Raw genomic sequence first — 24,746 nt, 5'->3', positions numbered from 1 at the left:
GGAGCAGATCTCGGCGACACTGAGGAAGGAATTTCCTCATTCGCCGGAGATGCACGTGTCGCACGAAACGATTTACCAGACCCTCTACGTTCAGAGCAAAGGTGGCCTGACCAAGGAGCTGACCAGGCATCTTCGGACGGGTCGGCCGGTGCGGCTTGCGCATCGTCGGACCACCGAACGGCGATCGAGAATCCCGGGGATGGTCAACATCTCCGAGCGGCCCGCCGATGTCGCCGATCGTCAGGTTCCCGGGCATTGGGAGGGTGATCTGATCATCGGTACCAAGGGCGGGTCGGCGATCGGAACATTGGTCGAACGCACGTCGAGGTTGGTGATGTTGCTGCATCTGCCCAACGATCATTCTGCCGCGTCGGTGGCCGAGGCGATGGCGGCCAAAATCACGGAACTGCCTGCGGCACTGATGCGTTCGATCACCTGGGACCAGGGGAGGGAGATGGCCAAGCACGCCGAGATCACCGTCGCCACAGGGGTGCAGATCTACTTCTGCGATCCGCACTCCCCGTGGCAGCGGGGAACCAACGAGAACACCAACGGTCTGCTCCGTCAGTACTTCAAGAAGGGCACCGATCTGTCGGTGCACGGTCCTGAACGACTCGACGAGGTCGCCGCTCTACTGAACAACCGCCCAAGAAAAACCCTGGGATGGGATACTCCACTCGAGGAGTACAACAAACGACTGCTCGTTGCGACGACCACGTGAACCCGTCACGAAGTTCCACTCACCTGCGGCGCAGCCGCTCTCTATCGCACCGCGCTCGAGCCGGTCAGTGCCTGCCCGATCACCAGTTGATGGACCTCGGATGTGCCCTCGTACGTGAGCACGGATTCGAGGTTGTTGGCATGTCGGAGCACCGGGTACTCCAGCGTGATCCCGTTGGCCCCCAAGATCGTTCGGCATTCTCGCGCGATTTTGATGGCCTCACGCACGTTGTTGAGCTTGCCGAGCGACACCCGCTCACCCGGCAGCTCGCCCTTGTCCTTGAGCCGGCCCAGGTGCAGGGCGAGTAGCTGCCCTTTGCCGAGTTCGAGGGCCATGTTCGCGAGCTTGGCCTGAGTGATCTGGTATCCGGCGAGGGGCTTGTCGAACACCGCGCGGGTCTTCGAGTACTCGATGGCCGACTCGATGCAGTCCCGAGCTGCGCCCATCGCGCCGAAGACGATGCCGAAGCGGGCCTCGTTGAGGCAGCTCAACGGTCCGCTCAGGCCGCGGGCCTCGGGCAGCACCGCATCGGCAGGGAGCCGTACGTCGTCGAAAACCAGCTCACCCGTGATCGAGGCACGCAGCGAGAGCTTCTTCTTGACCGTGTTCGCGGTGAATCCCGGTGTGTCGGTCGGTACGACGAAACCACGGATCTTGTCGTCGGTCTGCGCCCAGACGACGGCGACGTCGGCGACCGGTCCGTTGGTGATCCACATCTTGCTGCCGTTGAGGATCCAGTCGTCACCGTCGCGCTTGGCGCGGGTGAGCATGCCGCCGGGGTTCGACCCGTAGTCGGCCTCGGTGAGTCCGAAGCAGCCGATCAGCGATCCCTCCGCCATTCCCGGTAACCACTGCTGCTTCTGTTCCTCGGACCCGTACTTCCAGATTGCGAACATCGCCAGCGAGCCCTGCACCGAGACCAGTGAGCGGATGCCGGAGTCGATGGCCTCGAGTTCGAGGCAGGCCAGGCCGTATGCCGTCGCGGACGTTCCGGCGCAGCCGTAGCCCTCGAGGTGCATGCCGAGCAGGCCGAGCGAGCCGAGTTCCTTGGCGAGCTCTCGCGCCGGTACCGTGCCCTCGTCGAACCAGTCGGCGATGTGCGGGCGGATGCGCTCGTTGCCGAACTTGCGCACGGTGTCCCGGATCTGGCGTTCCTCGTCGTCGAGGAGTGAATCGATCGCGAACAGTTCGTCGACGCTCTGGGAGTTGGCCACGGTGCCTCTTTCCGCTGGGGGTTGTCTTCGCAGGTTACCCACGCCCCCGCCGGGCGCAGCAGGCCGATTAGTGTGGAGGCCATGAGTGAGCAGCGCAGCAAGGCAGACAACACGTCCTGGCAGGGCTTTTCCACCAAGGCGGTTCACGCCGGCTACGAGCCGGATCCGCTGACCGGCGCAGTGAACGTGCCGATCTATGCCAGCTCCACCTTCGCCCAGGACGGCGTCGGCGGTATGCGCAACGGATTCGAGTACGCGCGTACCGGCAACCCGACGCGTCGGCCGCTCGAAGCGAATCTCGCGGCCATCGAGTCGGGCACCTACGGTCGGGCGTTCTCCTCGGGCATGGCGGCGACCGACTGCTTGCTGCGTTCGGCGCTGCGTCCCGGCGACCATCTCGTCATCCCCAACGACGCCTACGGCGGCACGTACCGATTGATCGACAAAGTCTTCACCCAGTGGGGCATCGAGTACTCGGTGGCCGCGGTGTCGGATGTCGACGAGGTGCGCGCAGCGATGCGCCCGAACACCAAGCTCGTCTGGGTCGAGACGCCCACCAACCCGTTGCTCAACGTCGGCGACATCGAGGCGCTGTCGGGCGTCGCGCACGAGGGTGGGGCCAAGCTCGTCGTCGACAACACGTTCGCGTCGCCGTACCTGCAGCAGCCCCTGAGCCTCGGTGCCGACGTGGTGCTGCATTCGACCACCAAGTACATCGGCGGACATTCCGATGTCGTCGGCGGCGCGTTGGTGACCGACAGCGAAGAACTCGATACGGCGTTCGCGTTCTTGCAGAACGGAGCGGGCGGAGTTCCGGGGCCGTTCGACGCGTTCCTGACCTTGCGCGGCATCAAGACCCTCGCGCTGCGGATGGAACGGCACAGCGACAACGCCGAAAAGATCGTCGAATTCCTCGACGGGCACCCGGCCATCTCGCAGGTCATCTACCCCGGACTCGAATCGCACCCGTCTCACGCGGTCGCCGCGAAGCAGATGCGACGCTTCGGTGGCATGGTCTCGGTGCGCCTGGCCGGCGGCAAGCAGGCAGCACTGGACTTCTGCGCGAAGACCGAAATCTTCACTCTCGCAGAGTCCCTGGGTGGCGTTGAATCGTTGATCGAACACCCCGGTGCAATGACCCACGCGTCGACGGCCGGTTCGTTGCTCGAAGTTCCCGACGACCTGGTGCGGCTGTCGGTCGGTATCGAGGACGGTGCCGATCTGGTCGGTGACGTCGAGCAAGCGCTGGCATGATCGTCGCACTGATCGACTCGGGCCTGGGAATGGTCCCGACGGCTGCACGGCTGCGCAGCCTGCGTCCCGAGCTCGATCTGGTGCTGATGATGGACCCCGACAACGCTCCATGGGGCCCCAAGCCGGACCGGTGGGTCATCGACCGGGTGGTCGGTACCGCGCAGCATGCCGTCGACCTCGGTGCCGAGGTGGTCGTGCTCCCGTGCAATACCGCCAGTGTGACGGCGCTGAGCCACGTGCGGGCCGCGCTCGGCGATTCCGTGCCGGTGGTGGGGACCGTACCGGCGATCAAACCCGCTGCGGCGGTGAGTGATCGGATCGCGATCTGGGCGACGGCGGCAACGACGGCAAGTGCGTATCAAGCGCGCTTGATCGAGGAGTTCGCGTCGCATCGGACGGTGACGAGTGTGGCCTGCCATGGTCTTGCCGATGCGATCGACCGCGGTGACGCTCCTGGTATCAGCGCAGCGATCGCCGCTGCAGTGGCGTCCACTCCGGACGACGTCGAGTCCATCGTGATGGGGTGCACGCACTACCCGCTGGTGCTCGACGAGATCGTGGCGCAGCTGCCCACCGTGGTGACGATGTTCGACAGCGCGGAGGCCGTGGCCAACCAGACGATCCGACGCGTCGACGAGGTCGGTTCGGCCACTTCCGGAACCGGGCGCGTATCGGTGTGGCTCAGTGGGGTCGAGGGCGAATTGCCTGCGAGCGCGCAGCGTTATCGCGAAGGACAGCTGCTGCTCGACGGCGCAGGAGCACACCGATTCTGAGTCGCCGGGAATGCGAGACCGTCCTACGCGTTGTCCTTCACTGAGGTAACGGTCGCTGCGGTGGAGGGACAACACATGGTCGACGTGGAAACGCGGGGTAGTACCGGAAGGACTGCGGTGAGGATGCCGCACCGGTACGCCTTCTGGGTGGTCGGTGTCGCCTTCATCGTGCTGATGGCGTCCTCGGCAGCACCGTCACCGTTGTATCCGGTCTACCAGCAGTCCTGGGGATTCAGCGCGATCACGCTCACGGTCATCTTTGCCGTCTACGCGGTCGCATTGCTGTCGACGTTGCTCACCGTCGGCAGCCTGTCGGACCACATCGGACGCAAGCCGATCCTGATCGCGTCGCTGCTGTTGTTGGTTGTCAGCCTGGTGCTGTTCATCGTCGCCGACAGCGTGCCGCTCCTCATCGCGGCACGCGTCGTGCAGGGAATAGCAGCAGGCGCGGCCACGGGTGCGATGAGTGCAGCGGTCATCGATCTGCAGCCGAACGTCTCCACCGGGCCGTTGCTCAACAGCATCGCGCCCTCCCTGGGGTTGGCGGGCGGGGCGCTCGGTGCCGGGTTGCTCGTGCAACTGGCACCTGCGCCCCAGATTCTCGTGTTCGCGCTGCTGATCGCCGCGGCGCTCGTCCTCGCGGTGGCGCTGCTGTTCGTGCCGGAGACGTCGGCGATGCGCGGCTTCGATTCCCGACGCCACCTCGCGTCGACGCTGCTGCCGCGAGCGTCGATTCCGAAGTCCGTGCGGGCACCGTTCTTCCTCATCGCTCCTGCTGTGTTCGCGACCTGGTCATTGGGCGGGTTTCACCTGTCGCTCGGTCCGTCGATCGTCGGCACCGTTTTCGGCATCGACAACCACATCGTCGGTGGACTCGAGATTTTCGCGCTGTTCGCCTCGGGAGCAGTGGCAGCTGCTGTGGTGCGCAACGGGTTTCCCCGCGCGGTGATGATGATCGGGGCCACGGTGCTGGCGGCCGGCGTCGCACTCACTCTGGTGTCGGTGCAGATCGGCTCGATCGTGTTGTACTTCGTCGGGGCTGTGATCGCCGGATCAGGCTGGGGAGCAACTTTTCTCGGTGCGATGCGCACACTCGGCACTCTGGTTCCCGCAGCAGAGCGCGGTGGAGTGTTCGCCACGACGTTCGTCATCAGCTATCTCGCGTTCAGCGTGCCGGCGGTGGTCGCCGGACTGGCCGTCCACCGATTGGGGCTCAGCACGACGGTGGAGGTGTACGGGGCGTTCGTCATCGCGCTCGCGCTGATCTCGGTTCTCGGGTTCTCGGTGGCTCGGCGTCGTAATCGATAGTGCAGCAATCTCGGTCGAGTGACCCCTGCCGAGGATGAGCGAGGAGCCCTGCCCGATCGGGTAGTTCGGTGCGTCGTTGGCAGAGTTCGCCCGGCTGGGTGTTCCCATCGCGGGGCCGGGCAGACAGTGTGGTCATCAGTGAGACGCCGATCACAGAGGAAGGCGTCTTCGACTCACACTCACCGAGGAGACACCGATGGTTATCGAGCTCAATCAGATCTGGGAATTTCCCATCAAGGAGTTTCACCCGCTGCCGCGCGCCAAGCTGGGAGTCGGTGCCCACGACATGATCGGCGTCGAGGCCAAGGAACTCGGGTTCAAGCGCTCGCTGCTCGTCACGACCGGTCTACGCGGGTCGGGCATCATCGAGGAACTGATCGGCAAGATCGAGTACCAGGGCGTCGAGGTGGTCCTCTACGACAAGATCGAGTCCAACCCCAAGGACTACAACGTCATGGACGGTGCCGCGCTCTACCAGAAGGAGAAGTGCGACAGCGTCATCTCCGTCGGTGGTGGCTCGAGCCACGACGCAGCCAAGGGCATTCGCGTCGTCGTCGCCCACGACGGCCGCAACATCAACGAGTTCGAGGGATTCTCCAAGTCCACGAACAAGCAGAACCCGCCGCACATCGCCGTATCGACCACCGCCGGTACAGGTTCGGAGACCTCCTGGGCGTACGTCATCACCGACACCTCGGACATGGAGAAGCCGCACAAGTGGCTCGCCTTCGACGAGGCGTCCACACCGACTCTGGCACTGGACGATCCGCTGCTGTACTACACCTGCCCCCAGCAGTGGACAGCGTTCTGTGGATTCGACGTTCTTGCGCACGGTGCCGAGCCGTACGTCTCGCGTCTCGACTTCGCGCCGTCGCTGGGTAACGCGATCTACTCGATCGGCCTGGTGTCCAAGCATCTTCGCGAGGCCGTGTACGACCCGGGCAATCTGAAGGCTCGTGAGGGCATGATGAACGCCCAGTACATCGCCACGCAAGCATTCAACTCCGGCGGACTCGGTGTCATTCACTCGATCTCGCATGCGATCAGCGCGTTCTACGACAGCGCTCACGGCCTGAACAACGCCATCGCTCTGCCGCGCGTGTGGGAGTACAACCTGCCCTCACGCTACGAGCGCTATGCGGAGATCGCCGTGGCCATGGGCGTCGACACCAAGAACATGACCACCGTTCAGGCCGCCGACGCTGCCGTCGAAGCCGCCATCCGGCTCGCCAAGGACGTCGGCATTCCCGACAACTTCGGATCGATCCGTTCCGCGACGTACGACAAGAACCGGATGAACACTGGCAAGTACGCCGGCAAGGGTGACGTGATCAAGGGCGACGAGAAGTCGGTTCTGAAGATCTCCGAGCATATCCAGGAAGACTGGTGCACCCCGGGCAACCCCCGTGAGGTCACCGTCGAGTCGATGATCCCCGTCGTCTCGCACGCGATCAACGAGTCGTACTAACCGCCACCCATGTGAACGGAACTTCGTAGCAGGGTACGAAGTTCCGTTCACGTGCGGCGCAGCCGCCGTCCGAAGGGAAACACATGACCTCGCTGTCGACAGTGCGTAGCGACGACACCGGCACCGTTCGATTCACCGACGCGGCCGATCTGCAGCGCGCGCTCGGGGAGCAGGACTACATCGCCGACGACGACCTCGCCACGGTGGTGCATCTGGCGACAGCGCTCGATCGCCCGCTTCTGCTCGAAGGGCCTGCGGGCGTAGGCAAGACGGAGCTGGCGAAATCCCTTGCTGCGGCGAGCGGTCGGAAGCTCGTGAGGTTGCAGTGCTACGAGGGTCTCGACGACAACCGGGCGCTGTACGAGTGGGATTACGCCAAGCAGCTCCTGCACGTGCAGATGCTGCGCGAACACATCGGTGCGCTCACCCAGCACGTCACCGACATCGACGACGCCTCGAAGATGCTTGCGGCCAAAGACTTCGGTTTGTATTCCGAACCGTTCCTGTCGGTGCGTCCCCTACTGGAATCGGTTCTGTCCGAGGAGCCGGTGGTTCTGCTCGTCGACGAGGTCGATCGCACCGAGGAGTCCATGGAGGCACTGCTGCTCGAGGTGCTCGCCGAGAAACAGGTGACCATTCCCGAGGTCGGTACGTTCACCGCACGCAGCGATCCGTGGGTGATATTGACCTCCAACGACACTCGTGAGCTGTCCTCCGCGCTCAAGCGGCGCTGCCTGCACTTCCACCTCGACTACCCGACCGCGGCGCGCGAACGAGAGATCGTCACCGCTCGCGCTCCCGAGGTGCCCGCCCACATCGTGTCCGAGATCGTCGCACTGGCAACGGAATTGCGTGAGCTACCGCTACGCAAGAGCCCGTCGATCTCGGAAGTGATCGACGCGGCTCGTATCGCGTCGGTCCTCGGCCACACCGACGAGACGCGCAAGTACCTGCTCGCCGCGCTTGTCAAATACTCGTCGGACATGAAGATCGCGATGGCTGGGCCGGCCGTGGAGTCATCGCCTGCGGCAACGTCGCTGGGAGTCGTCGCGAACACGACGGCGACCGCGTTCCGTGGCCACGGCGGACGCGACAAGGGCGGCATCGGGATTCGGCGATGACTGCTGTCGCGCCGTTCACGCCGTCGGTACTGCTCGATGTGTTGGCGGCGGTATTCGGGCGAATTCTGCGGCGCTGCGGCGTTGCCGCGTCGCCGGCCGAGGTCATCGAGGTACGACGTGTCCTCGGTTTTCTCGGGGCACGTGACCTGACTGTGCTGCGCGCCGCGCTGCGCGCGACGTGTGCGAAGTACGACCATGAACAGCATGGCTTCGATCTCGCGTTCGAGTCGATGTTCCAGGACGCGGCAGAAAGCGTTGTGGACGAGCATCGTTCGTCGGTCGGCGCGCAGGTGGCCGGCGGACTCCCCACCGACCTGGACGTCGGAGCTGACCAGGAGGCGGCGAAATACGCCGAGTACAACGAGCGTGCCGTCGAGATCGGAGATCTGCTCGATACTCCCGAGGGCGACAAGGGCTTCAACCCGCACAAGGACGACGACGACATCAGTCTGTCGTCCGAGGATCACGATCTGTCCATCGATACCGACGGCGACATGGGCAGACGGGGCGTCACCTACACAGTGGACCTCGAGCGTTCCGGGTCGACGGCGGCCGGGGAGTTGGCGTCGAGTACCAGTGGAGCGGTTGCAGGACAGCTGAACTGGCAAGATCCGGCCGGAATCCTGGCGTGGTTCGACGCCTACGATCCGAGCAGCGTCTACGGTGACGGAGGTGATTCCGGTGAGCTGAGTGCCGCAATGCTGGATCGGATCACCGATGCCGTCGAGGCATTCGTCGCGGCGCTGGGGGATGTGACCGGGACGATGTCGTCGCCGGTGCCGGCAGACGGCGCGGTGCAGGCCATTGGCCGGCATGCCGAGATCGAGCGCGCGAGCCACGAAGTGTTGCGGCATATGCGGGGTACTCCGCGCCCGCGGCCACGCGAACATTCACGTGGCCCGCTCGACATGCGACGCACCGTCCGGTCGAGTCTGCGTACCGACGGTGTCCCTTTCCGACTGGTGACGAAAACGCCTGTACCCGACAAGGTCCGACTGCTCGTTCTGGCTGATGTTTCGCTCTCGGTTCGGCCGATCACCGCATTTGCGCTCCGACTCGCGCAGGCCATGCATTCGCGCGCGCACCGGTGCACGGTGATGGGCTTCGTGGACGCACCGGTGGACGTGACGACCACCTTGCTCGGTAGTACGGGCGACGGCGCACTGGCCGCGGTACTTGCGGACGCTCGATTGGACCTCGAAGCCAGCAGCGATTACGGCAAGACCTTCACCGATCTCCTGGACTCGCACGGGGATGTGCTGAACAAGCGCACTGCCGTGATCATCGTCGGGGACGGTCGGTGCAACGGACGGCCGTCCGGACTCGACGCGTTGGAGAAAATTCGGTCCAAGGTGCACCGCCTCGCATGGATCACCCCCGAAGCCCGCCGTTACTGGGCGCAGGCAGCGTGCTCGATGGAGGACTACGAGCAGATCTGCGACCGGGTGGTGGTCGCGCGGGACGGGGAGCAGTTGACGGCGCAGGCCGCCGAACTGGGGCACGCGCTGTCCTGACCTACGCGTCGACGGTCAGACCTTTGCTCTCGAGTACACCGGCCAGGTTGCTTACCTGGATCGGTGTTTCGCCGCGCTTGTACCGCTCGATGAACTCGGCTTCGGCGGCGTCGCGTTCGCGGCACGCGTCGATGGCCGAGCGGACTTTCTCGCGGCGCGTGAGCACCACACCATCGCAATCGCCCTTGATGACGTCCCCCGGGTAGATCAGTTGACCGCCGAACACCAGCGGCTGGTTGATGGGTCCCAGCGATTCCTTCACGGTCCCCTGGATGCAAAGATACTTGCTGAACACCGGGAACCCGAGATCGCGAATCTCACGCGAATCGCGTACACCCCCGTCGGTGACGAGGGCGGAGATGCCCCGAGCGACACAGGCATTGGCCAGTACATCGCCGAACTGGCCGGCGGGCTGATCTCCCGAGGAGACGATGAGCACGTCGCCCGGCTGCGCGTAGCTGATTGCGACCTGCAACATGATGTTGTCTCGGGGATGACAGACGACGGTGAAGGCCGATCCACAGAACGACATGTCTCGATCGAGTGGCTTGATGCCGTCGTCGAGGGCACCGGAGCGGCCCTGCGCCTCGTGAATGGTGGCCGCCGAGAACGTGCCGAGCTCCTCGATGAGGGCTCGGTCGGCGCGGTCGATCTTGGTGGTGACGTGAACCATGAGAAGACTTCCTTATCGGGTGAGATCAGAAACGGCAGTCGAGATGGCGGCAGCGGCAGAGCGCAGGACGTGCTCGGACGTGGCGAACGAGACTCGGAAGTATCCGTCGGCTCCGTACGCCGACCCTTGGATCGTCGCGACCGACGCGTGATCGAGTAGGTACAACACGACGGCCTGATCGGTGCCCAGTACGTCACCGTCCGGTGTTCGCGCACCGATCAATGCCGAGCACCCGACGAAGAGGTAGAACGCGCCCTGCGGCAGGACCGGCTCGAGCCCCTCGATGGCATCCAGTAGCTCGAACGTGATGTCACGTCGACGGCGATAGCTGGCAACGGATTCGGTGACGAAGCTCTGGTCACCGGTCAGGGCCTCGGCGGCGGCGGCCTGACTGATCGAAGACGGGCAGGACGACGACTGTGACTGCAACTTGTTGATCGCGCCCACCAACTCGGGGCTGCCGACACCGTAACCGAGCCGCCATCCCGTCATGGCATAGGACTTCGACACCCCGTTGGTGAGGAACACACGATCCTGCAGCCGCGGTGCCACAGCGAGAAGATTCGGCACCGGACCGTCGAGATAGGTTATCTCGTCGTAGATCTCGTCCGAGAGCACATGGACGTGGGGGTGACGGTCCAGAACGTCGGCCAGTCCATCGAGTTGCTCGGCCGTGTAGATCGCCCCGGTCGGATTCGACGGGGTGTTGAGAATGACCCAGCGGGTCGCCGGGGTGATCGCTGCTTCCAGTCGTGCCGGGGTGAGCAGAAAATGCTCGGATTCCGGGCAATCGACCACCACCGGGGTGCCATCGTGCGCCGAGACCATGTCCGGATACGAGACCCAGTACGGCGACGGGACGATGACCTCGACGTCCGCTTCGACGGTCGCCATCAACGCCAGGAAGATGACTTGTTTGGCTCCACCGCCGATGGTGATCCGACCCGAATCGTAGTCGAGGCCGGTCTTCTCGCGTATCCGCTTACCGATCGCCTCACGCAGTACGGGGATGCCGTTGACCGGTGTGTACTTGGTCAGGCCTGCATCCATTGCGGTGACCGCAGCGGCCTTGATGTGCGCGGGGGTGTCGAAATCCGGCTCACCGACGGTCAAGTCGAGGATTTCGCGACCCTGTGACTTCAGCTCGCGAACACGTTGAGCTGCAGCAACACTGGGTGACTCGCGCATGCGGGTGACCCGGGACGCGAGAGTGATGGAGGTCATGGATTTCTCCTGTGGATGGGCGTTGCGAACGGTCAGAATTCGAGCAGGACCTTGCCGGAGACCGACGAGTCCTGTGCCACTGCAAAGGCTTCCAGTGCGTCGTCGACTGGATAGGTGTGGGTGACGACGGCCGATGCGTCGAGCGAACCGTCGGTCAGAGCCTCGAGAACCTCGTCGATCTCGTCGTTGAATCGGAAGGACCCGACCAGCTCGAGCTCGCGGGTGATGACCAACGACAACGGAGCCGGCTGCATTCCGGTGGGCAACAGGCCGAGCATGACGATTCGTCCGCCGCGGGTGGCACCGCGGATTGCGGATTCGAGACCGAACCGGTTACCCGAGCATTCGATCACGACGTCGGCGTCGGCCGCGGCGATCGCATCGGAATCGACGGCGTCGAGAACTGTTGTCGCACCTAGTTCTGACGCTATCGCTCGGGGGAACTCGTGAACGTCGACGGCGGTGATGTTTGCCGCACCCGCACGTTCGAGCACTGCGACCACCAGTGCGCCGATCGGGCCGCACCCGATGACCAATGCACGCTTGTTCGCGACGTCCCCCGCTCGAGACACCGCATGCCAGGCCACCGCGGCGGGCTCGGCAACCGCTGCCGTGCGAAAGTCCAGACCTGCGGGGAGCGGTCTGAGCATGCGCGACGGCAGTACCGCGTACTTGGCGAATGCACCCTCGGTATGTGGAAACCGAGCTGCACTACCGAGATACGTGCAGCCGGGGGACAGGTTGGGCCGATCCAGCGGATACCGTACCTCGCCGGCCCGAGGCGTTGCGGGATGGACCGCAACGCGCGTTCCGGCAAACGGTCCTGACCCGTCCGAGGCCGCGTTCAGTACTGTTCCGACGACCTCGTGTCCGAGCAACATCGGGGCCTTCAGAATGGACTCGCCGGCCGCACCGTGTGTCCAGTAGTGCAAGTCCGAACCGCACACCCCGCCGAAGGCGACCTCCACCACTGCTTCGTCGGCGCGCGGATCCCGAACCGGCACCTGTTCGACACGCAGATCCCCGGCGGCGTGGGCGACCACTCCCAAGGTCATCGTCACATCAGTCATTACGACGTACGAAGTCGAGGCCCCCGGGGACCTGGAACGTCGGCATGATCTCCATCATGCCCATGTTGACGTGGCGTGGAGCGTCGATGGCGAACTCGATGGCATCGGCGATGTCCTTGGTGGTGATGGACTCGAAACCCTCGTAGAAAGTGTCCCAGGCTTCCTGCATCGCCTCGGGCGTGCCTCCGAGGTTGCGTCCGAATATCTCGGTCTCGACACGTCCCGGGCAGATCTCGGTCACGCGGATGCGCTTGCCCTTGGTGTCGTTGCGCAACTGGCGTGAGATCTGGTGCACCGCAGCTTTGGTCGCGTGATAGGCGGTGTGACCGTAGAAGTTGTAGAGACCAGCGATGGAACTGATGTTGACGACGTGTCCGAGGTCGCGATCGACCATGCCGGGGAGCAGAAGTCGACACAGGTGCAGGACGGCCCGCAGGTTGACGTCGACCATCGCATCGACCGATTCCTCGGAGGCGTCGAGAATGTTTCCCGTTGCCGAAACGCCCGCATTGTTGATCAGAATGTCGATCTCCAGTCCGGCTACGGCGTCGGCGAGTGCACCTGTGTCCGTGATGTCGACCGCCAACGGAATCATTCCGGTGCGGCTCGCGACGTCGTCGAGCTTGTCCTTGTTCCGTGCCAGCCCGTACACGGTGAGCCCGCGTTTGGTGAGTAGTTCGGTTGCGCTTGCACCCATTCCGGTGTTTGCGCCGGTGACGAGTGCCGTGCGGTAGTCGCTGAATGGCATGAGAGATCCTTACAGAGTGTCGCGCAGGGGTTCGTGCGCACGGTCGGTGATGGTGCTGACGGCGATGAGCGTGCCGAGCGCGGTGATGACCGCGTAGAAGGCGGGCACGTAGATGCCGTACTGAGGGATGAGCCACGTCATCAGCAGGGGAGCGGTGCCACCGAACAGTGCAGAGGAGATGTTGTAGCCGAGTCCGTAGGCCGAGTAGCGAACTCGGGTGGGAAAGAGTTCGACGATGAGGATGTGAATCACCGCGGTGTGGCCGGCGAAGATGACAGCCATGATGCAGGCACCGAGGATGGCGAGCGGCAGACTCCCCGTCGCGATGAGTGCGTAGCAAGGGATCCCGGCCACGGCCATGGCTGCGGCGGCACCGGCGATGACCCTCTTGCGCCCGATGCGATCGGATAATGCGCCCATGAAGGGGATGGCTACACAGATGGCGGCCAGCGATGTGGCGGTGACGAGCAAGGCTGTGCCGGTTGAGAATCCGAGACGCTCGCCCTTGAGGAACGTCGGCATGTAGGAGAACAGAACGTAATAGCCGGAGCCGTTCATGAGGGGAATGAACAGGGCCAGAATCATCGCTCGCCGGTGCTCGGGCGTCGAGAATGCTTCTTTCAGCGGGTTCCGGGAGAGTCCACCCTCGGCTTTTAGCTTCTCGAAGTTGGGGGTGTCGCTGATCGCCCGTCGGATGTACCAACCGATCAGGCCCATCGGGATGGCGACGAGGAACGGGACGCGCCAGGCCCAGCTGGCGAGTCCACCACCGTTGATGGCTTCCTCGTTCAACCACGGCGACATGGCGAAAGCGACCATGGTGCCGGTCAGCAAGGCCAGGAACGACGCGATTTGGGCGTAGCTCGTGATGAGGCCCCGTTTGTGAGCGGGGGCGTGTTCGGCCAGGAATGTCATCGCGCCTGCGGCTTCGCCACCGACCGAGAACCCCTGCAGCATGCGCAGGAAGATCAAGAGCGCAGGTGCCGCGACTCCGATGGCTGCATAGGTCGGCAGCATGCCGATTCCTGCGGTCGCCACCGAGATCAGCATGACCACGAAGACCAACATCTTCTGTCTGCCGATGCGGTCACCGAGGATGCCGCAGACGACAGCGCCGAGCGGCCTGATGAAGAACGAAATGGCGTAGCCGGCGAACACGAGCATCAAGGCATCCGACGACTTCGAGACGTCGAAGAAGACGATGGCCAGCGCGGTCGCCATGAACGCGAAGATTCCGTTGTCGTAGAGCTCGACGAAGATCCCGACGCAACCGGCCGCGACGACCTTGCGGATCTTGGTCGTCTCGGGCGGTGCAGCTGCAGATCCGGCCGTGTCCGGCGTGAGTGCATTGGTCATGCTGACTCCAGTGTGAGGGCAGAGCTGGGGGCTGGGAAAGGGCGGGTGTCCGTCCGGGTGGGGGGATCCGGGCGCGTGTGGTTCGGGATGCCGAGTTCGGCGAAGACCGTGCGGACTCGGGTGCGTAATCGGTCGAGACTGCGTTGCCGGGCTCGGTGGGCGTCGACGGCACCGGCGACGCTCACTCGAGTGAATCGGATTCTGTCGCCAGGACGAGCCTGACCGAGCCGATCGAGTCCGATCGTGGTGACGACGGCCAGGACCGGATAGCCGGCGGTGACCCCACGTCCCCGGTGAAGGACGAGGAGCTCCTTGCCGGCAGGAACCTCGACGGCTCCGATGGGCACGCCGCGCGAGAGCATTTCCGACGCGATGACGCGGTGAGGCAGCGGTGCATCGTCGGTCGGTGCGAGCCGTAGCCCGATGTGGTTGCTAGCGTTGCCCACCGTGAACTCGGTGTCGAGCAGCCGACCGGCGGAATCGCCGAAGTCTGCAACATCGGGCCCGTCGGTGACCGGTATCGACCGTCGATCACCACGATCCGGACGCTTGACTCCGAGGCGAAAGACAGGAATATCGAAGTGCGGGTGCCGTATCGGGGGGCAATCGACATCGACCTGGATCCGATCACCACGAGCGAGGGTGCGTCCGAAACCGAGGACGGTGTCGGGTGCGCAACTCTGCTCCAGACGGTTGGTGTGGACGGTTCCGTGTACGGCCAGGTAGACGCGCAGACCGTCGCGGATGTTCGTCACCGTCAGGGTGCTACCCGCCGGCCACACGAGCGGGTCCCATTGACAGGCCACGGCTCCGTCGATGCGGACCTGCGCAGGTGCTCCGGTGACGGCGACGAGCATGTCCGTGCCGGCGACCGCTGCGAAATCGAGCGCAGTCAGCTCGATCAGCGGCGAATCGGTGTCGGCGGCCACGAGAATGTTCGCGGCGCGGGCGCTGTATTGATCGAGCGCGCCGCCCGTCATCTGTCCGACACGACTGCCTCGGCGTCGCCCCAGGTCCTGAATCGCGGACAGACCGGGGGTGAGGACGGTGATGGTCTCAGCCACGATGGTCGTCCCATTCGGAGGCGATAATGGGGTGGAAGCGAAAGGAATCGCCGGGGGCGTATGGGGAAATCGGATCGGATGCGATGTCCACCAACGTGATCGGAGTGCGGCCGAGGACTTGCCATCCGCCGGGCGCAGGTCGGGCGGAGATGACTGCCTGGTGGCCGGCCACCGCGACGGCGCCTGAGGGCACGCTGGGCCGCGGGCTGCTGCGGCGAGGAATCGACATGCCGAACGCCGGGCCGTCGAGCATGGGGGCACCCCCTGGAGATCCGTAGCAGCGCATAGTCAGTGGGACCGCGCAGTGGAGCGCAACGACCTCGGTTTCGGTGAGCCCGAGCGTATCGGCGACGATACCGAGATCGGGTCCGTATTCGCCGCCGTAGACCACAGGGATCTCGAACTCCCGGGGTGCACGCGCGAGAACCGGTCGTCTCGTGTCGAGACCGTCGAGGACCGATCGCACCTGGTCATGATCTATTACGGCACAGTCGAATTCGACCAGAACGGCATCGTAGGTGGCGATCGCACCGTAAATTCCTGCGCAGTCGATGCCGTCGAGGGCGGCGGCGATGCGGTGGACCTCGACCCAGCGGGCCTCGGCGGTGTCTGCACCGGAGGTGATGCGGATCGAGGAGTCGCCGCAGTCGGTGACGGTCGGAGCGGTCACCTCGAACACCTCGCATCGACGATGGACCGCAGCGGGGCGAACAGGACACCGGCGTCGTGTAGCGCCGCTCGGACGGCCCGAGCCGTATCGACGGCCCCGGGGTTGTCGCCGTGCAGTAGGACGGTATCGGCCGAGATCGGAATTTCGGTGCCGTCGACGGCGTCGAGTACGCCTTCGGTGACCATACGTACGGTACGTGCGACGAGTTCGTCGACGTCGGCGATGATCGCCCCTGGTTCGCTGCGCGGAACCAGGGTTCCGTCCGGTCGGTACGCGCGGTCCGCGATACCGACGATCCCGACGGCGATGTTCCTACCCCGAGCCTCGTCGGCGAGCAGGCCGTCCTGGGCCAGCACGACGATGGCCGGATCCACGGATTCGACGGCATCGATGACGGCCTCTGCGTAGTCGTGGCGTGTGGCGACGAGATTGCCGAGACGTCCGTGCGGGGCAACGTGCGAGACGGTGGTGCCGTGCGCAGTCGCGAACGCCTGTAGTGCACCGATTTGATAGAGCACATCGGTACGGACCTCGTGGGCTGTCAAATCCATTGTCCGACGGCCGAAGCCGACGAGATCGGGAAAGGATGGATGTGCGCCGATACCTATGCCGCGCTCGACGCAGCGGCGAACGGTGGCGTCCATCGTGCGTGGGTCGCCGGCGTGGAAACCGCAGGCGACGTTGGCCGAGGTGAGCAGATCGAGTAAGGCCTCGTCGTCACCCATCGTCCACGCGCCGAAGCTTTCGCCCAGATCTGCGACGAGATCGATCGTGATTGCCATGTCTGCGGTGCCTTTCGGAAATCGTGAACCAGAGGCGGCGTGCTGCCGAACATCGGCTGTCGTGTTCGTGTCGTGGACGCTACGCAGGATCGTCGAAGCAGCGTTAATACCCGTTCGCAGTGATGTAATAGGAAAGGCATATGCTCGTTCACCTGGCCTTTTCCGTCGAGGCGCGACCGGCGTCGGCCAATTCGGTACATCGCCGTTGCCTTTGCGAAACGGTGAGGAAACATGGTCGTGAGACCTGAAAGGATGCCGTGCATAAATGGACACTCGTCGATTGTTTTCGTTCGTCCGAATTGTCGATGCCGGCAGCATCACCCGCGCTGCCGACATTCTGCACACAGCTCAGCCGGCTCTGAGTCAGCAGATGACGGCACTGGAATCGCATTTCGGGCAGCAATTGCTCATCCGTAGCAAGCAGGGCGTCGAACCGACGGCCGCCGGCCGGGCGCTCTATCGCCACGCTCAGGTGATTCTGCGTCAGGTGGAGAGCGCTCAGGCCGAAGTCAGCGTCGTGGGAAGAGAATTGGCTGGTGGAGTCTCGGTGGGGCTTGCTCCGTACAGCACGGTGACAGCAATTGCGCTGCCGTTGTTGACGGCCGTGCGCGAGCGGTATCCGAGCATTCTTCTGCACATCAACGAGAACTTCGGAGGGGTGCTCAGTGAAGCCATGATGACCGGCCGGATGGACATGGCTCTGCTGTACGACGCCGGGCCGATCAAGGGTGTGACGTTCGAGAGGTTGCTGACCGAGGAGCTGATGGTGGTCGCCCCCTCGGGTACCGGATTACCGGGTCGGACAGGAAGTGTGGTGTCGCTTCTGGACCTGGCCGAGGTGCCGCTACTGTTGCCCGGCCGCATGCACACCATTCGTAAGGTGGTGGAAATTGCGTTCGAGAGTGTCTTGGCTCAGCCCAAGATCGTCGGGGAAGTCGAATCCGTGACTCTGATGGCGCAAGCCGTTCGAAGTGGTTTGGGTGCAACGATTCTGCCGTTGTCGGTGGCGCGGCGCATGATGAACGTACAAGGGCTCGAGCTACGACGAATCGAACCGTCGATCGAAGTTCAGGTGTCCTTGGGAACGCCGGCGAATCAGCCGCTGTCGAAGCCGGCCGAGGCCGTACGCGAGGTGCTGCGCACGGTTCTCGCCGACTACGTCTCCGCGAACTCGAAGCCTGCTGTCTGATCGATTCTTCAGTACCCGCGGGTGACGTCGATGGTGGCCTTCAGTGCCTCTCCGTCCACGAACCTGCGGACGTTGGCACCGACGTGTGCGGCCAGCGCCGTCGACATGCCGGAGGCCGGGTTGGCGATGTGCGGGGTGATGATGGCATTGGGCAGTGTCCACAGCGGATGCCCGTCGGGCAGCGGCTCCGGATCGGTGACATCGAGGGCAGCTCCGCCGATAGCGTTGTCTCGCAACGCTTCGACGAGTGCGTTCGTGTCGATCAACGAACCGCGCGCGACGTTGATCACCCACGATTGAGGTCCCAACTGGGCCAGTGCGGCGGCGTCGACCAGGTGACTGGTGGCACTCGTGGCTGGGGCTGCGATGACGACGTGGTCGGCCCGCGCCCACGCCTCTCCGGTGCGGTCCGCAGGCAGGGTGTCGATGGCACCGTCCACAGGAATACCGGAGCGGGTGACTGCCAGAACGTCCGCGCCCGCTGCGTGTAGGAAGGGGATCAAGGAGCGTCCGATGCCGCCGCAACCGACGATTGCGACAGTGGAGCCTTGGAGTGTCCCGACGCGAGGATCGAACTCGTCCTTACGCCACGAGGTGGCGTCGAGGTGCTCGGGGAGGTGTCGAACGCCGGCCAATAACAGCATGATGGTGTGCGATGCGACAGTTCTGGCGTAAGCGCCTGCGGCCGAGGTCCATTGGCGTCGCTCGTCGATCATTCCACGCTCGATCCACGATTCGACACCGGCGGAGGGAAGCTGAACCCATCGGACAGAATCGGGGAGATGGGTCGGGAAGGAGTCAGGACCGGCCGACCACACGAGGGCCTCGGCGTCGTCGAGTGGTCCGAGGACACCACCTGCTGCGGCGATCGCACTCGCGAGGTCGGTGTTATCGTCGGGACCGAGGTGGATACGTGTCATCAGTTCTCGTTTCGTTGCTAGACGACGGCCGTCATGCCGCCGTCGACATACAGAATCTGGCCGTTCACGAAGTCGGATCCTGGCGAGACAAGGAACAGCAGGGCACCGACCAACTCCTCCGTACGCCCCCACCGTCCCGCAGGGGTGCGGGCCGCCAGCCAGGCCGTGAACTCGACGTCGTCCACGAGGGCGCTGGTGAGTTCGGTGTCGAAGTAGCCGGGTGCGAGCGCGTTGATCTGCAGACCGTGTGGGCCGAGGTCGGCGCACATCCCTCGGGTCAACATCTTCAAACCGCCCTTGCTGGCAGCGTAGGGCGCGATGCCGGCTCGGCCGAGTTCGCTCTGTACGGAGCAGATGTTGACGATCTTGCCGCGCCCGCGAACCACCATGGCGCGGGCGAACTCACGTCCGACATAGAAAGCGCTGGTCAGGTTTGTGTCGATGACTCGCCGAAAGTCGTCGTCGGCGAACTCGAGCAATGGTGCGCGATGCTGCACTCCTGTGTTGTTGACGACGATGTCGATAGGACCCACCTCGGCTTCGATGGAGCGTGCCGCGTCAGCCACAGCCGCTGAATCGGTGACATCGAAGGCGTAGGCGTGCACTCTCGCGCCCGTTTGTTCGGCAATCCGAGTACGACTGCGCTCGAGGGCATCGCCGTCTCGACCGTTCAGGACGACGACAGCGCCCGCCTCGGCCAGGCCAGTGGCCAGAGCGAGGCCGATTCCGCGGCTCGAACCGGTGACCACTGCGATCTTGCCGTCGATGTCGAAAATGGGGTGGCCGGTCACATCGGCACCTTTCGTGGTCGTGGGAGCCCGGGTGGGACTTGCTGGATGAGGACGTCGGGGGTGTCTCCGCGGCCACGTCGGTGAGATGGGTATCTCGAATCCTCCACAGAGCCCACCTGATTGGCAATGACCTTCGTTATACCTATTTCTTGTGACGCCATACGGCCCGTGCTTCGCCGCGCACCTACCTACCCGATCGGGTAGGTAGGAACCTGGTCCGGCGCTGGTGGGATCGGACCTGCTGCGCTCGTAAGGTTGTAACCTGAATCACAGGTCCGGCTTTTCGGACCGCAGAGCGGCGAGGGTGTGAACGGTGGACCAGGCAGCTACGGCGAACGTCGGCAAGGCGCTGCATGACCTCGATGCGCAGCGCAGCAGAGCCGAGACACCGCGAGTCGTCAAATTCCATGCGCCCGAGATCGTGTTCGGTCCGGATTCGCTGGGCGAGGTCGCGCATGCGACGCGCCGCCTCGGTGGGGTACGGCCGATGCTCGTCACGGACTCGGGGTTGATCGACAGTGGCTGGGCCGGGCAGCTGGTCGACTTACTGGTTGCGCAGGGACTCCAGCCCCAGATCTGGAGTGCGTTGACACCTAATCCCAAAGATGTCGAGATCGAGGCCGGACACGGCTACTACGCGGACTTCGGCTGCGACGTGTTGGTAGCGATCGGCGGAGGGTCGGTCATGGATGCGGCCAAGGGGATTGCCATCCTTGCGGGCAACGGCGGCAGAATCCTGGACTACGAGGGCGTCGATCAGGCCACTCGGCCGATCCCGCCGCTGGTGATGGTGCCGACGACATCCGGTACCGGAGCCGACGTCTCGCAGTTCTGCATCGTCACCGATACCGCACGCTCGACCAAGATCACCATCCTCGGTCGGGCCCTCGTTCCGGACATCACCGTGATCGATCCGATGTTGCTGACCACGATGCCCGAATGGCTGAATGCTGCAACCGGTTTGGATGCTCTGACGCACGGAATCGAGGCATTCGTCTCGCTGGGTCACAACCAGCTCACCGACCACCATGCCCTCCGAGCGATCACCATGGTGATGTCGCAGTTGGCTCGCACCATCGACGAGCCCACCGACATGGCGGCGCGCGTGTCGATGGCGCAGGCAAGCCTGGAGGCCGGCCTGGCATTCACGAACGCGATACTCGGTGCTACGCATGCCATGAGCCATCAGGTGGGAGGGCTGCTCGACCTCCCACACGGGGTCATCAACGGCGTACTACTGCCGCACGTCATTCGCTTCAACGCTGCAGAGGATCCGTTGCCGTACGTGGCCATCGCCACGAGCCTCGGACTACCCGAGGGCAGGGCAAGGCCGGAGGAGGCCGCCATGGCCGTGGCAGACCGCGTCGACCGCCTCGCGCGTCAAGTCGGTGTTCCTACCGGTCTCGCGCAGATAGGTGTGAGCGAATCGGACCTGGATGTGCTGGCCACCAATGCTTTACGTGATGCCTGCATGTCCACCAATCCACGCTCGGCCACGCACCGCGAGATGGTCGACCTGTTCAGGACGGCACTGTGACAACCGGACCCGACGTGACCTCCGGACCGGATCTGTCACTGTTGACCGGGCTGCGCTCGGGAAAGAACACGTTCTATCCCCAGTATCGCGGCGCGGCAGAACGTTTGGAACGGGTTGTCTATGCGCTGGAACTCATCTCACGGGCGCTGGTGCGCACGGTCGACGGTCCGGAAACACTGGTGTGCGCTGTGGCCGAGGCCGCACGCGCCCATCTGAGTGCACGCTGGGTCGTCTTCGCTCTCGCCGACGGTGCCTTGCCGGACGCAGGACCTCGTCGGCTGGTACTGGGTCCCGACGCCACACCGTTTCTGGTGGACAACGTCGAAGGGCCCCCGTTGCCCGACGACGTCATCGACTGCCTCGAGTCGATCCGGACGTCCACCTGCGGCGAAGGGCTGACCCCGGTCATCTCCGCTCACCATGCATTCGTACCGATCGCGTTCGACGGTGGTGTTGTCGGTGCGTTCGCGGCGTGGACCGGCGAACAACGAGTGCTCGACGCCACAGACGCTGCTGTGCTGAGTATTCTCGCCAGCCAAACTGCTGTGGCACTGCAGAATTCGGCCCTCTTTCAGAGTCGACGACAATTGCTCGAACGGACCGAGAGTGCCTATGATCAGGCGAACCGAACTGCGGCTGATCTCGCAGCCCGCAATGCCGAACTGTTGCTGACGCAGCGGCAACTGGGCGCCGCGCATCGACATCAGGTGCTCGACGACGAACGTCATCGCATCGCTCGTGAACTGCACGACAGCGTGACCCAAGCCGTGTTGTCCGCGGGTATGCAGATCGAAGTGTGTCGGAGCGAGATCTCGGCCGAAGAACGTAGCGACAGGCTGGATTTGGCCAAGGACCTGACGCGTCGGGCGGTGGAACAACTGCGGTCGGCGATCTACGCACTCAATCACCCGCAGGATGCCGATCGCACGTCGCTTCCCGAAATGCTCGAACAGCTTTCCGTGGTCCATATGCCCGACGAGCTGCAGGTCTCGTTGCGGGTCGAGGGAACTCCTGTCGAGTTGAGCAGCGAGCGTGAGCACGCACTGCTTCGCATCGCCGGAGAAGCACTGTTCAACACCGCGGTCCACGCACACGCGTCGCGGGCAATTCTGCGATTGACCTATTCTTCCGATCAGGTGCAGTTGTCGATTGCGGACGACGGTGACGGCGACCCGGCCCACTTGCGCATGATGCTGCACATGGCCGAATCCACCGACGTCGACGGACGGCACCGCGGATTGGCGAACATGGCGGCCCGCACTCGCGAACACGGCGGAGTGTTCGAGATCCGCCGAGCCCGAACCGGGGGAGTGCGTGTAGCGGTGCGCATTCCATTTCAGGAACAATCCGAGAAGGGCGAAACACAGTGAGCGTTCCGACGGTTCGCACGGACACAGGGCAGGTGGCGGCACCGACGGTCCGCATCGTGCTGGTCGACGATCACGCAATTCTCAGGGACGGGTTGCGTTCGGTGCTCGAACGCGAGTCGGATCTGACGATCGTGGGGGAGGCCTCCACCCGGGAGGAGGGTTTGGCCGTCGTCGCGCGGGTCGAGCCAGACATCGTATTGATGGATCTCAAGCTTTCGGCCAGCTCGGACTACGAGGGGCTTGCTCTGTGTGCACAGCTGGCCAAGGCGCACCACGGAATCGGTCTGCTGGTGTTGACGACGTTCCTCGACGACCGACTCGTGGTGGAGGCCGTGCACGCGGGAGCTCGGGGATACGTGGTCAAGGATGTCGACACCACAGAGTTGGTTCGTGCCATCCGTGCCGTCTCGCGCGGGGAGAGCGCCTTCGATTCGCGCAGCGCCTCGGCTGTCGTTCGATCACTGAACGGCACGCCGAGCAGCATCGAGCGCCTCACCGAGCGTGAGCTCGAAGTGCTCCGTCTACTGGCAACGGGTCTGTCCAACAACATGATCGGAACTCGACTGTTCATCTCGGCCACGACGGTGAAGTTCCACGTCAGCAACATCATGCGCAAACTGTCGGTCTCCAGACGAGCCGAGGCCGTGTACGCGGCAAGTAAGCAGGGGCTGATTTGACGTTTGCTAACCTGTCGAAGTGATCGACACTCGACAGGCTTGGTGGTGGCTGCACTAGCAGCCCGGTCGATCATGTCCCGCGGGCTGTACTCAGCCCGCCTATGTCCTGAATTCGGATCGAAGCGCGGTCGGTACAGCCCTTCGTTCTTTCAGGAGGAATTCGATGGACACCTACTTGTCCAGCATCGGCCGCAGCGAGGCGCTCGCCTCCGAGATCGCTGCCGATCCAGGTAGCTACACAACTTTGACCGGTGAACGACCAACAGGTCCACTGCATCTCGGTCATCTCTTCGGAACGATTCGAGAGCGAGTTCGGCTACAGGACCTAGGGGTCCGGACAATGGTCGTCTTGGCCGACTATCAGGTGATCACCGATCGTGACGCAATCGGGCACGTACGACAACACGTGTACGACGCGGCGTTGGACAATGTGGCCGCGGGTATCGACCCCGAGAAGTCAATGATCTTCACCCACTCTGCAGTACCCGCCCTCAACCAGCTGATGCTACCGTTTTTGAGCCTGGTGACCGAGGCGGAACTTCACCGAAACCCCACTGTCAAAGCAGAACTGGCCGCCAGTGGCCGCGCTCTGAGCGGACTCTTGCTGACGTATCCGGTGCACCAAGTGGCCGACATCTTGTTCTGCAAGGCCACTGTGGTGCCTGTCGGTAAGGACCAACTGCCACACATCGAATTATCGAGGGTGATTGCGCGGCGATTCCGTGACCGTTACGGTGCCGTATTCGAGGAACCGCAGGCGCTGCTGACATCGAGCCCTGCAGTGCCGGGACTCGACGGCCGCAAGATGTCCAAGAGTTTCGGCAATGCGATCTCGCTGTCCATGACACCGGACGAGGCAGTAGCAGTGGTGCGACGAGCTCCTACCGATTCGGATCGGTACATTTCCTACGACCCAGCTGCAAGGCCGGGAGTATCGGCACTGCTCACCATCGCCGGCTTGTGTACGGGGCGGGACCCCGGGGCGATCGCCGCCGACATAGGTGGTGGGGGAGCAGGATCATTGAAAGACTGTGTGGCCGAGTCGGTCAACTCGTTGCTCGCAGAACATCGTCGTCGGCGTGCCGACGTGGCTACCGACCCCGACTACGTGCGGTCGGTGGTGCGTCGTGGAAACGAGCGGGCCAACGAGATCGCTGAGCAGACGTTGAGCGAGGTGCGCGCGGCGATGGGTACCGCGTATTAGGCCCGCCTGCTCGAGCGGTCGTCGATGCGATCGATAGAGGTTCAGGTCACGACGTCCGGAGGCCAATTCGTCCTGCTCGGAGAGGTGAACACGAACTG

At 64.0% G+C, this 24,746-nt stretch carries 23 protein-coding genes; 12 read left to right on the top strand and 11 right to left on the bottom strand.

Translation table 11 applies throughout. From position 1 onward, the window contains the following. Window positions 1-721, top strand: a 721-nt coding sequence (locus QM797_RS20745; RefSeq protein ID WP_283277549.1) for an IS30 family transposase, incomplete at its 5' end; no start/stop codon positions are given. Between the two features lie 41 nt (window positions 722-762). On the opposite strand, the gene QM797_RS20740 is transcribed toward QM797_RS20745, so the two are convergent. Next, on the bottom strand, window positions 763-1,935 hold the full coding sequence (locus QM797_RS20740; RefSeq protein WP_283277548.1) for an acyl-CoA dehydrogenase family protein: 1,173 nt from the start codon (window positions 1,933-1,935) through the stop codon (window positions 763-765). Window positions 1,936-2,016: 81 nt separating this feature from the next. Between QM797_RS20740 and QM797_RS20735 the strand changes: the two genes are divergently transcribed. The 6 genes from QM797_RS20735 to madC all read left to right on the top strand — a co-directional run bounded on the left by QM797_RS20735 (window position 2,017) and on the right by madC (window position 9,373). After that, the gene (locus tag QM797_RS20735) at window positions 2,017-3,189 is read left to right on the top strand and encodes a cystathionine gamma-synthase (RefSeq protein ID WP_283277547.1); all 1,173 of its coding nucleotides are present in this window, start codon (window positions 2,017-2,019) and stop codon (window positions 3,187-3,189) included. Continuing rightward, a complete protein-coding gene (locus QM797_RS20730) occupies window positions 3,186-3,962 on the top strand; it encodes a glutamate racemase (RefSeq protein WP_283277546.1) in 777 nt (258 codons plus the stop codon). Before QM797_RS20735 ends, QM797_RS20730 begins: the two co-directional genes overlap by 4 nt. 75 nt (window positions 3,963-4,037) lie before the next feature. After that, window positions 4,038-5,270, top strand: coding sequence for an MFS transporter (locus QM797_RS20725; RefSeq protein WP_283277545.1), 1,233 nt, complete (start codon window positions 4,038-4,040; stop codon window positions 5,268-5,270). 196 nt (window positions 5,271-5,466) lie between these two features. Further along, a complete protein-coding gene (gene mdo, locus QM797_RS20720) occupies window positions 5,467-6,738 on the top strand; it encodes an NDMA-dependent methanol dehydrogenase (protein ID WP_283277544.1) in 1,272 nt (423 codons plus the stop codon). An 83-nt stretch (window positions 6,739-6,821) separates the two neighbouring features. Next, the gene (locus QM797_RS20715; protein ID WP_283277543.1) at window positions 6,822-7,859 is read left to right on the top strand and encodes a MadB family AAA-type ATPase; all 1,038 of its coding nucleotides are present in this window, start codon (window positions 6,822-6,824) and stop codon (window positions 7,857-7,859) included. Then, window positions 7,856-9,373, top strand: coding sequence for a MadC family VWA domain-containing protein (gene madC, locus QM797_RS20710; protein WP_283277542.1), 1,518 nt, complete (start codon window positions 7,856-7,858; stop codon window positions 9,371-9,373). Before QM797_RS20715 ends, madC begins: the two co-directional genes overlap by 4 nt. A gap of 1 nt (window position 9,374) precedes the next feature. On the opposite strand, the gene QM797_RS20705 is transcribed toward madC, so the two are convergent. The 8 genes from QM797_RS20705 to QM797_RS20670 are packed head-to-tail and all read right to left on the bottom strand — an operon-like array spanning window position 9,375 to window position 16,960. After that, window positions 9,375-10,046, bottom strand: a complete 672-nt coding sequence (locus tag QM797_RS20705; RefSeq protein WP_283277541.1) for a 4-carboxy-4-hydroxy-2-oxoadipate aldolase/oxaloacetate decarboxylase — start codon at window positions 10,044-10,046, stop codon at window positions 9,375-9,377. A gap of 12 nt (window positions 10,047-10,058) precedes the next feature. Further along, complete coding sequence (locus tag QM797_RS20700; RefSeq protein ID WP_283277540.1) at window positions 10,059-11,270, bottom strand: aspartate transaminase; 1,212 nt, start codon at window positions 11,268-11,270, stop codon at window positions 10,059-10,061. 32 nt (window positions 11,271-11,302) lie between these two features. After that, window positions 11,303-12,340 carry an L-idonate 5-dehydrogenase gene (locus QM797_RS20695; RefSeq protein WP_283277539.1) on the bottom strand — a complete coding sequence of 346 codons (1,038 nt, stop codon included), beginning with the start codon at window positions 12,338-12,340 and terminating at the stop codon, window positions 11,303-11,305. Then, the gene (locus tag QM797_RS20690; protein WP_283277538.1) at window positions 12,333-13,088 is read right to left on the bottom strand and encodes an SDR family oxidoreductase; all 756 of its coding nucleotides are present in this window, start codon (window positions 13,086-13,088) and stop codon (window positions 12,333-12,335) included. The genes QM797_RS20695 and QM797_RS20690 overlap by 8 nt, the downstream gene beginning before the upstream one ends. A 9-nt stretch (window positions 13,089-13,097) precedes the next feature. Continuing rightward, window positions 13,098-14,444, bottom strand: a complete 1,347-nt coding sequence (locus QM797_RS20685) for an MFS transporter (protein ID WP_283277537.1) — start codon at window positions 14,442-14,444, stop codon at window positions 13,098-13,100. Then, window positions 14,441-15,508, bottom strand: a complete 1,068-nt coding sequence (locus QM797_RS20680; protein ID WP_283277536.1) for a 5-oxoprolinase subunit C family protein — start codon at window positions 15,506-15,508, stop codon at window positions 14,441-14,443. Before QM797_RS20680 ends, QM797_RS20685 begins: the two co-directional genes overlap by 4 nt. Continuing rightward, entirely contained in the window at window positions 15,501-16,178 is a 678-nt protein-coding gene (locus QM797_RS20675; protein ID WP_283277535.1) for a 5-oxoprolinase subunit B family protein, read from the bottom strand. The genes QM797_RS20680 and QM797_RS20675 overlap by 8 nt, the downstream gene beginning before the upstream one ends. Continuing rightward, a complete protein-coding gene (locus tag QM797_RS20670; RefSeq protein WP_283277534.1) occupies window positions 16,175-16,960 on the bottom strand; it encodes a LamB/YcsF family protein in 786 nt (261 codons plus the stop codon). The genes QM797_RS20675 and QM797_RS20670 overlap by 4 nt, the downstream gene beginning before the upstream one ends. 265 nt (window positions 16,961-17,225) lie before the next feature. Here QM797_RS20670 and nac point away from each other — a divergent pair, with 265 nt between their 5' ends. Beyond that, window positions 17,226-18,149, top strand: a complete 924-nt coding sequence (nac, locus tag QM797_RS20665; RefSeq protein WP_283277533.1) for a nitrogen assimilation transcriptional regulator NAC — start codon at window positions 17,226-17,228, stop codon at window positions 18,147-18,149. 8 nt (window positions 18,150-18,157) lie between these two features. Here the strand turns inward: nac and QM797_RS20660 are convergent, their stop codons facing one another. Continuing rightward, complete coding sequence (locus QM797_RS20660) at window positions 18,158-19,069, bottom strand: D-isomer specific 2-hydroxyacid dehydrogenase family protein (RefSeq protein ID WP_283277532.1); 912 nt, start codon at window positions 19,067-19,069, stop codon at window positions 18,158-18,160. A 17-nt stretch (window positions 19,070-19,086) separates the two neighbouring features. Beyond that, complete coding sequence (locus QM797_RS20655; protein ID WP_283277531.1) at window positions 19,087-19,860, bottom strand: SDR family oxidoreductase; 774 nt, start codon at window positions 19,858-19,860, stop codon at window positions 19,087-19,089. Between the two features lie 349 nt (window positions 19,861-20,209). Between QM797_RS20655 and QM797_RS20650 the strand changes: the two genes are divergently transcribed. From QM797_RS20650 to trpS, 4 genes are all read left to right on the top strand, one after another. Further along, window positions 20,210-21,397: an iron-containing alcohol dehydrogenase gene (locus QM797_RS20650; protein ID WP_283277552.1), complete on the top strand. Its 1,188-nt coding sequence runs from the start codon at window positions 20,210-20,212 to the stop codon at window positions 21,395-21,397. Beyond that, entirely contained in the window at window positions 21,394-22,767 is a 1,374-nt protein-coding gene (locus QM797_RS20645) for a MadS family sensor histidine kinase (RefSeq protein ID WP_283277530.1), read from the top strand. Before QM797_RS20650 ends, QM797_RS20645 begins: the two co-directional genes overlap by 4 nt. Further along, window positions 22,764-23,444 carry a MadR family response regulator transcription factor gene (locus QM797_RS20640; protein WP_283277529.1) on the top strand — a complete coding sequence of 227 codons (681 nt, stop codon included), beginning with the start codon at window positions 22,764-22,766 and terminating at the stop codon, window positions 23,442-23,444. Before QM797_RS20645 ends, QM797_RS20640 begins: the two co-directional genes overlap by 4 nt. A gap of 163 nt (window positions 23,445-23,607) precedes the next feature. Further along, a complete protein-coding gene (gene trpS, locus QM797_RS20635) occupies window positions 23,608-24,648 on the top strand; it encodes a tryptophan--tRNA ligase (protein ID WP_283277528.1) in 1,041 nt (346 codons plus the stop codon). Window positions 24,649-24,746: the final 98 nt, after the last annotated feature.

Origin of the sequence: Rhodococcus sp. IEGM 1381, from assembly GCF_030056795.1 — a bacterium.
Taxonomy (GTDB): Bacteria; Actinomycetota; Actinomycetes; order Mycobacteriales; family Mycobacteriaceae; genus Rhodococcoides.
Note: the sequence above shows the minus strand (reverse complement) of the source record. Positions and strands in the feature narration are given on the sequence as shown.

Excerpts from the sequence above, each read along its gene's own strand:
- QM797_RS20670 (WP_283277534.1), bottom strand. The coding sequence starts at position 16,960 with ATGGCAATCACGATCGATCTCGTCGCAGATCTGGGCGAAAGCTTCGGC.
- QM797_RS20715 (WP_283277543.1), top strand. The coding sequence starts at position 6,822 with ATGACCTCGCTGTCGACAGTGCGTAGCGACGACACCGGCACCGTTCGA.
- trpS (WP_283277528.1), top strand. The coding sequence starts at position 23,608 with ATGGACACCTACTTGTCCAGCATCGGCCGCAGCGAGGCGCTCGCCTCC.
- QM797_RS20730 (WP_283277546.1), top strand. The coding sequence starts at position 3,186 with ATGATCGTCGCACTGATCGACTCGGGCCTGGGAATGGTCCCGACGGCT.
- QM797_RS20705 (WP_283277541.1), bottom strand. The coding sequence starts at position 10,046 with ATGGTTCACGTCACCACCAAGATCGACCGCGCCGACCGAGCCCTCATC.
- QM797_RS20660 (WP_283277532.1), bottom strand. The coding sequence starts at position 19,069 with ATGACACGTATCCACCTCGGTCCCGACGATAACACCGACCTCGCGAGT.
- nac (WP_283277533.1), top strand. The coding sequence starts at position 17,226 with ATGGACACTCGTCGATTGTTTTCGTTCGTCCGAATTGTCGATGCCGGC.
- mdo (WP_283277544.1), top strand. The coding sequence starts at position 5,467 with ATGGTTATCGAGCTCAATCAGATCTGGGAATTTCCCATCAAGGAGTTT.
- QM797_RS20690 (WP_283277538.1), bottom strand. The coding sequence starts at position 13,088 with ATGCCATTCAGCGACTACCGCACGGCACTCGTCACCGGCGCAAACACC.
- QM797_RS20700 (WP_283277540.1), bottom strand. The coding sequence starts at position 11,270 with ATGACCTCCATCACTCTCGCGTCCCGGGTCACCCGCATGCGCGAGTCA.
- QM797_RS20695 (WP_283277539.1), bottom strand. The coding sequence starts at position 12,340 with ATGACTGATGTGACGATGACCTTGGGAGTGGTCGCCCACGCCGCCGGG.
- madC (WP_283277542.1), top strand. The coding sequence starts at position 7,856 with ATGACTGCTGTCGCGCCGTTCACGCCGTCGGTACTGCTCGATGTGTTG.
- QM797_RS20735 (WP_283277547.1), top strand. The coding sequence starts at position 2,017 with ATGAGTGAGCAGCGCAGCAAGGCAGACAACACGTCCTGGCAGGGCTTT.
- QM797_RS20725 (WP_283277545.1), top strand. The coding sequence starts at position 4,038 with ATGGTCGACGTGGAAACGCGGGGTAGTACCGGAAGGACTGCGGTGAGG.
- QM797_RS20685 (WP_283277537.1), bottom strand. The coding sequence starts at position 14,444 with ATGACCAATGCACTCACGCCGGACACGGCCGGATCTGCAGCTGCACCG.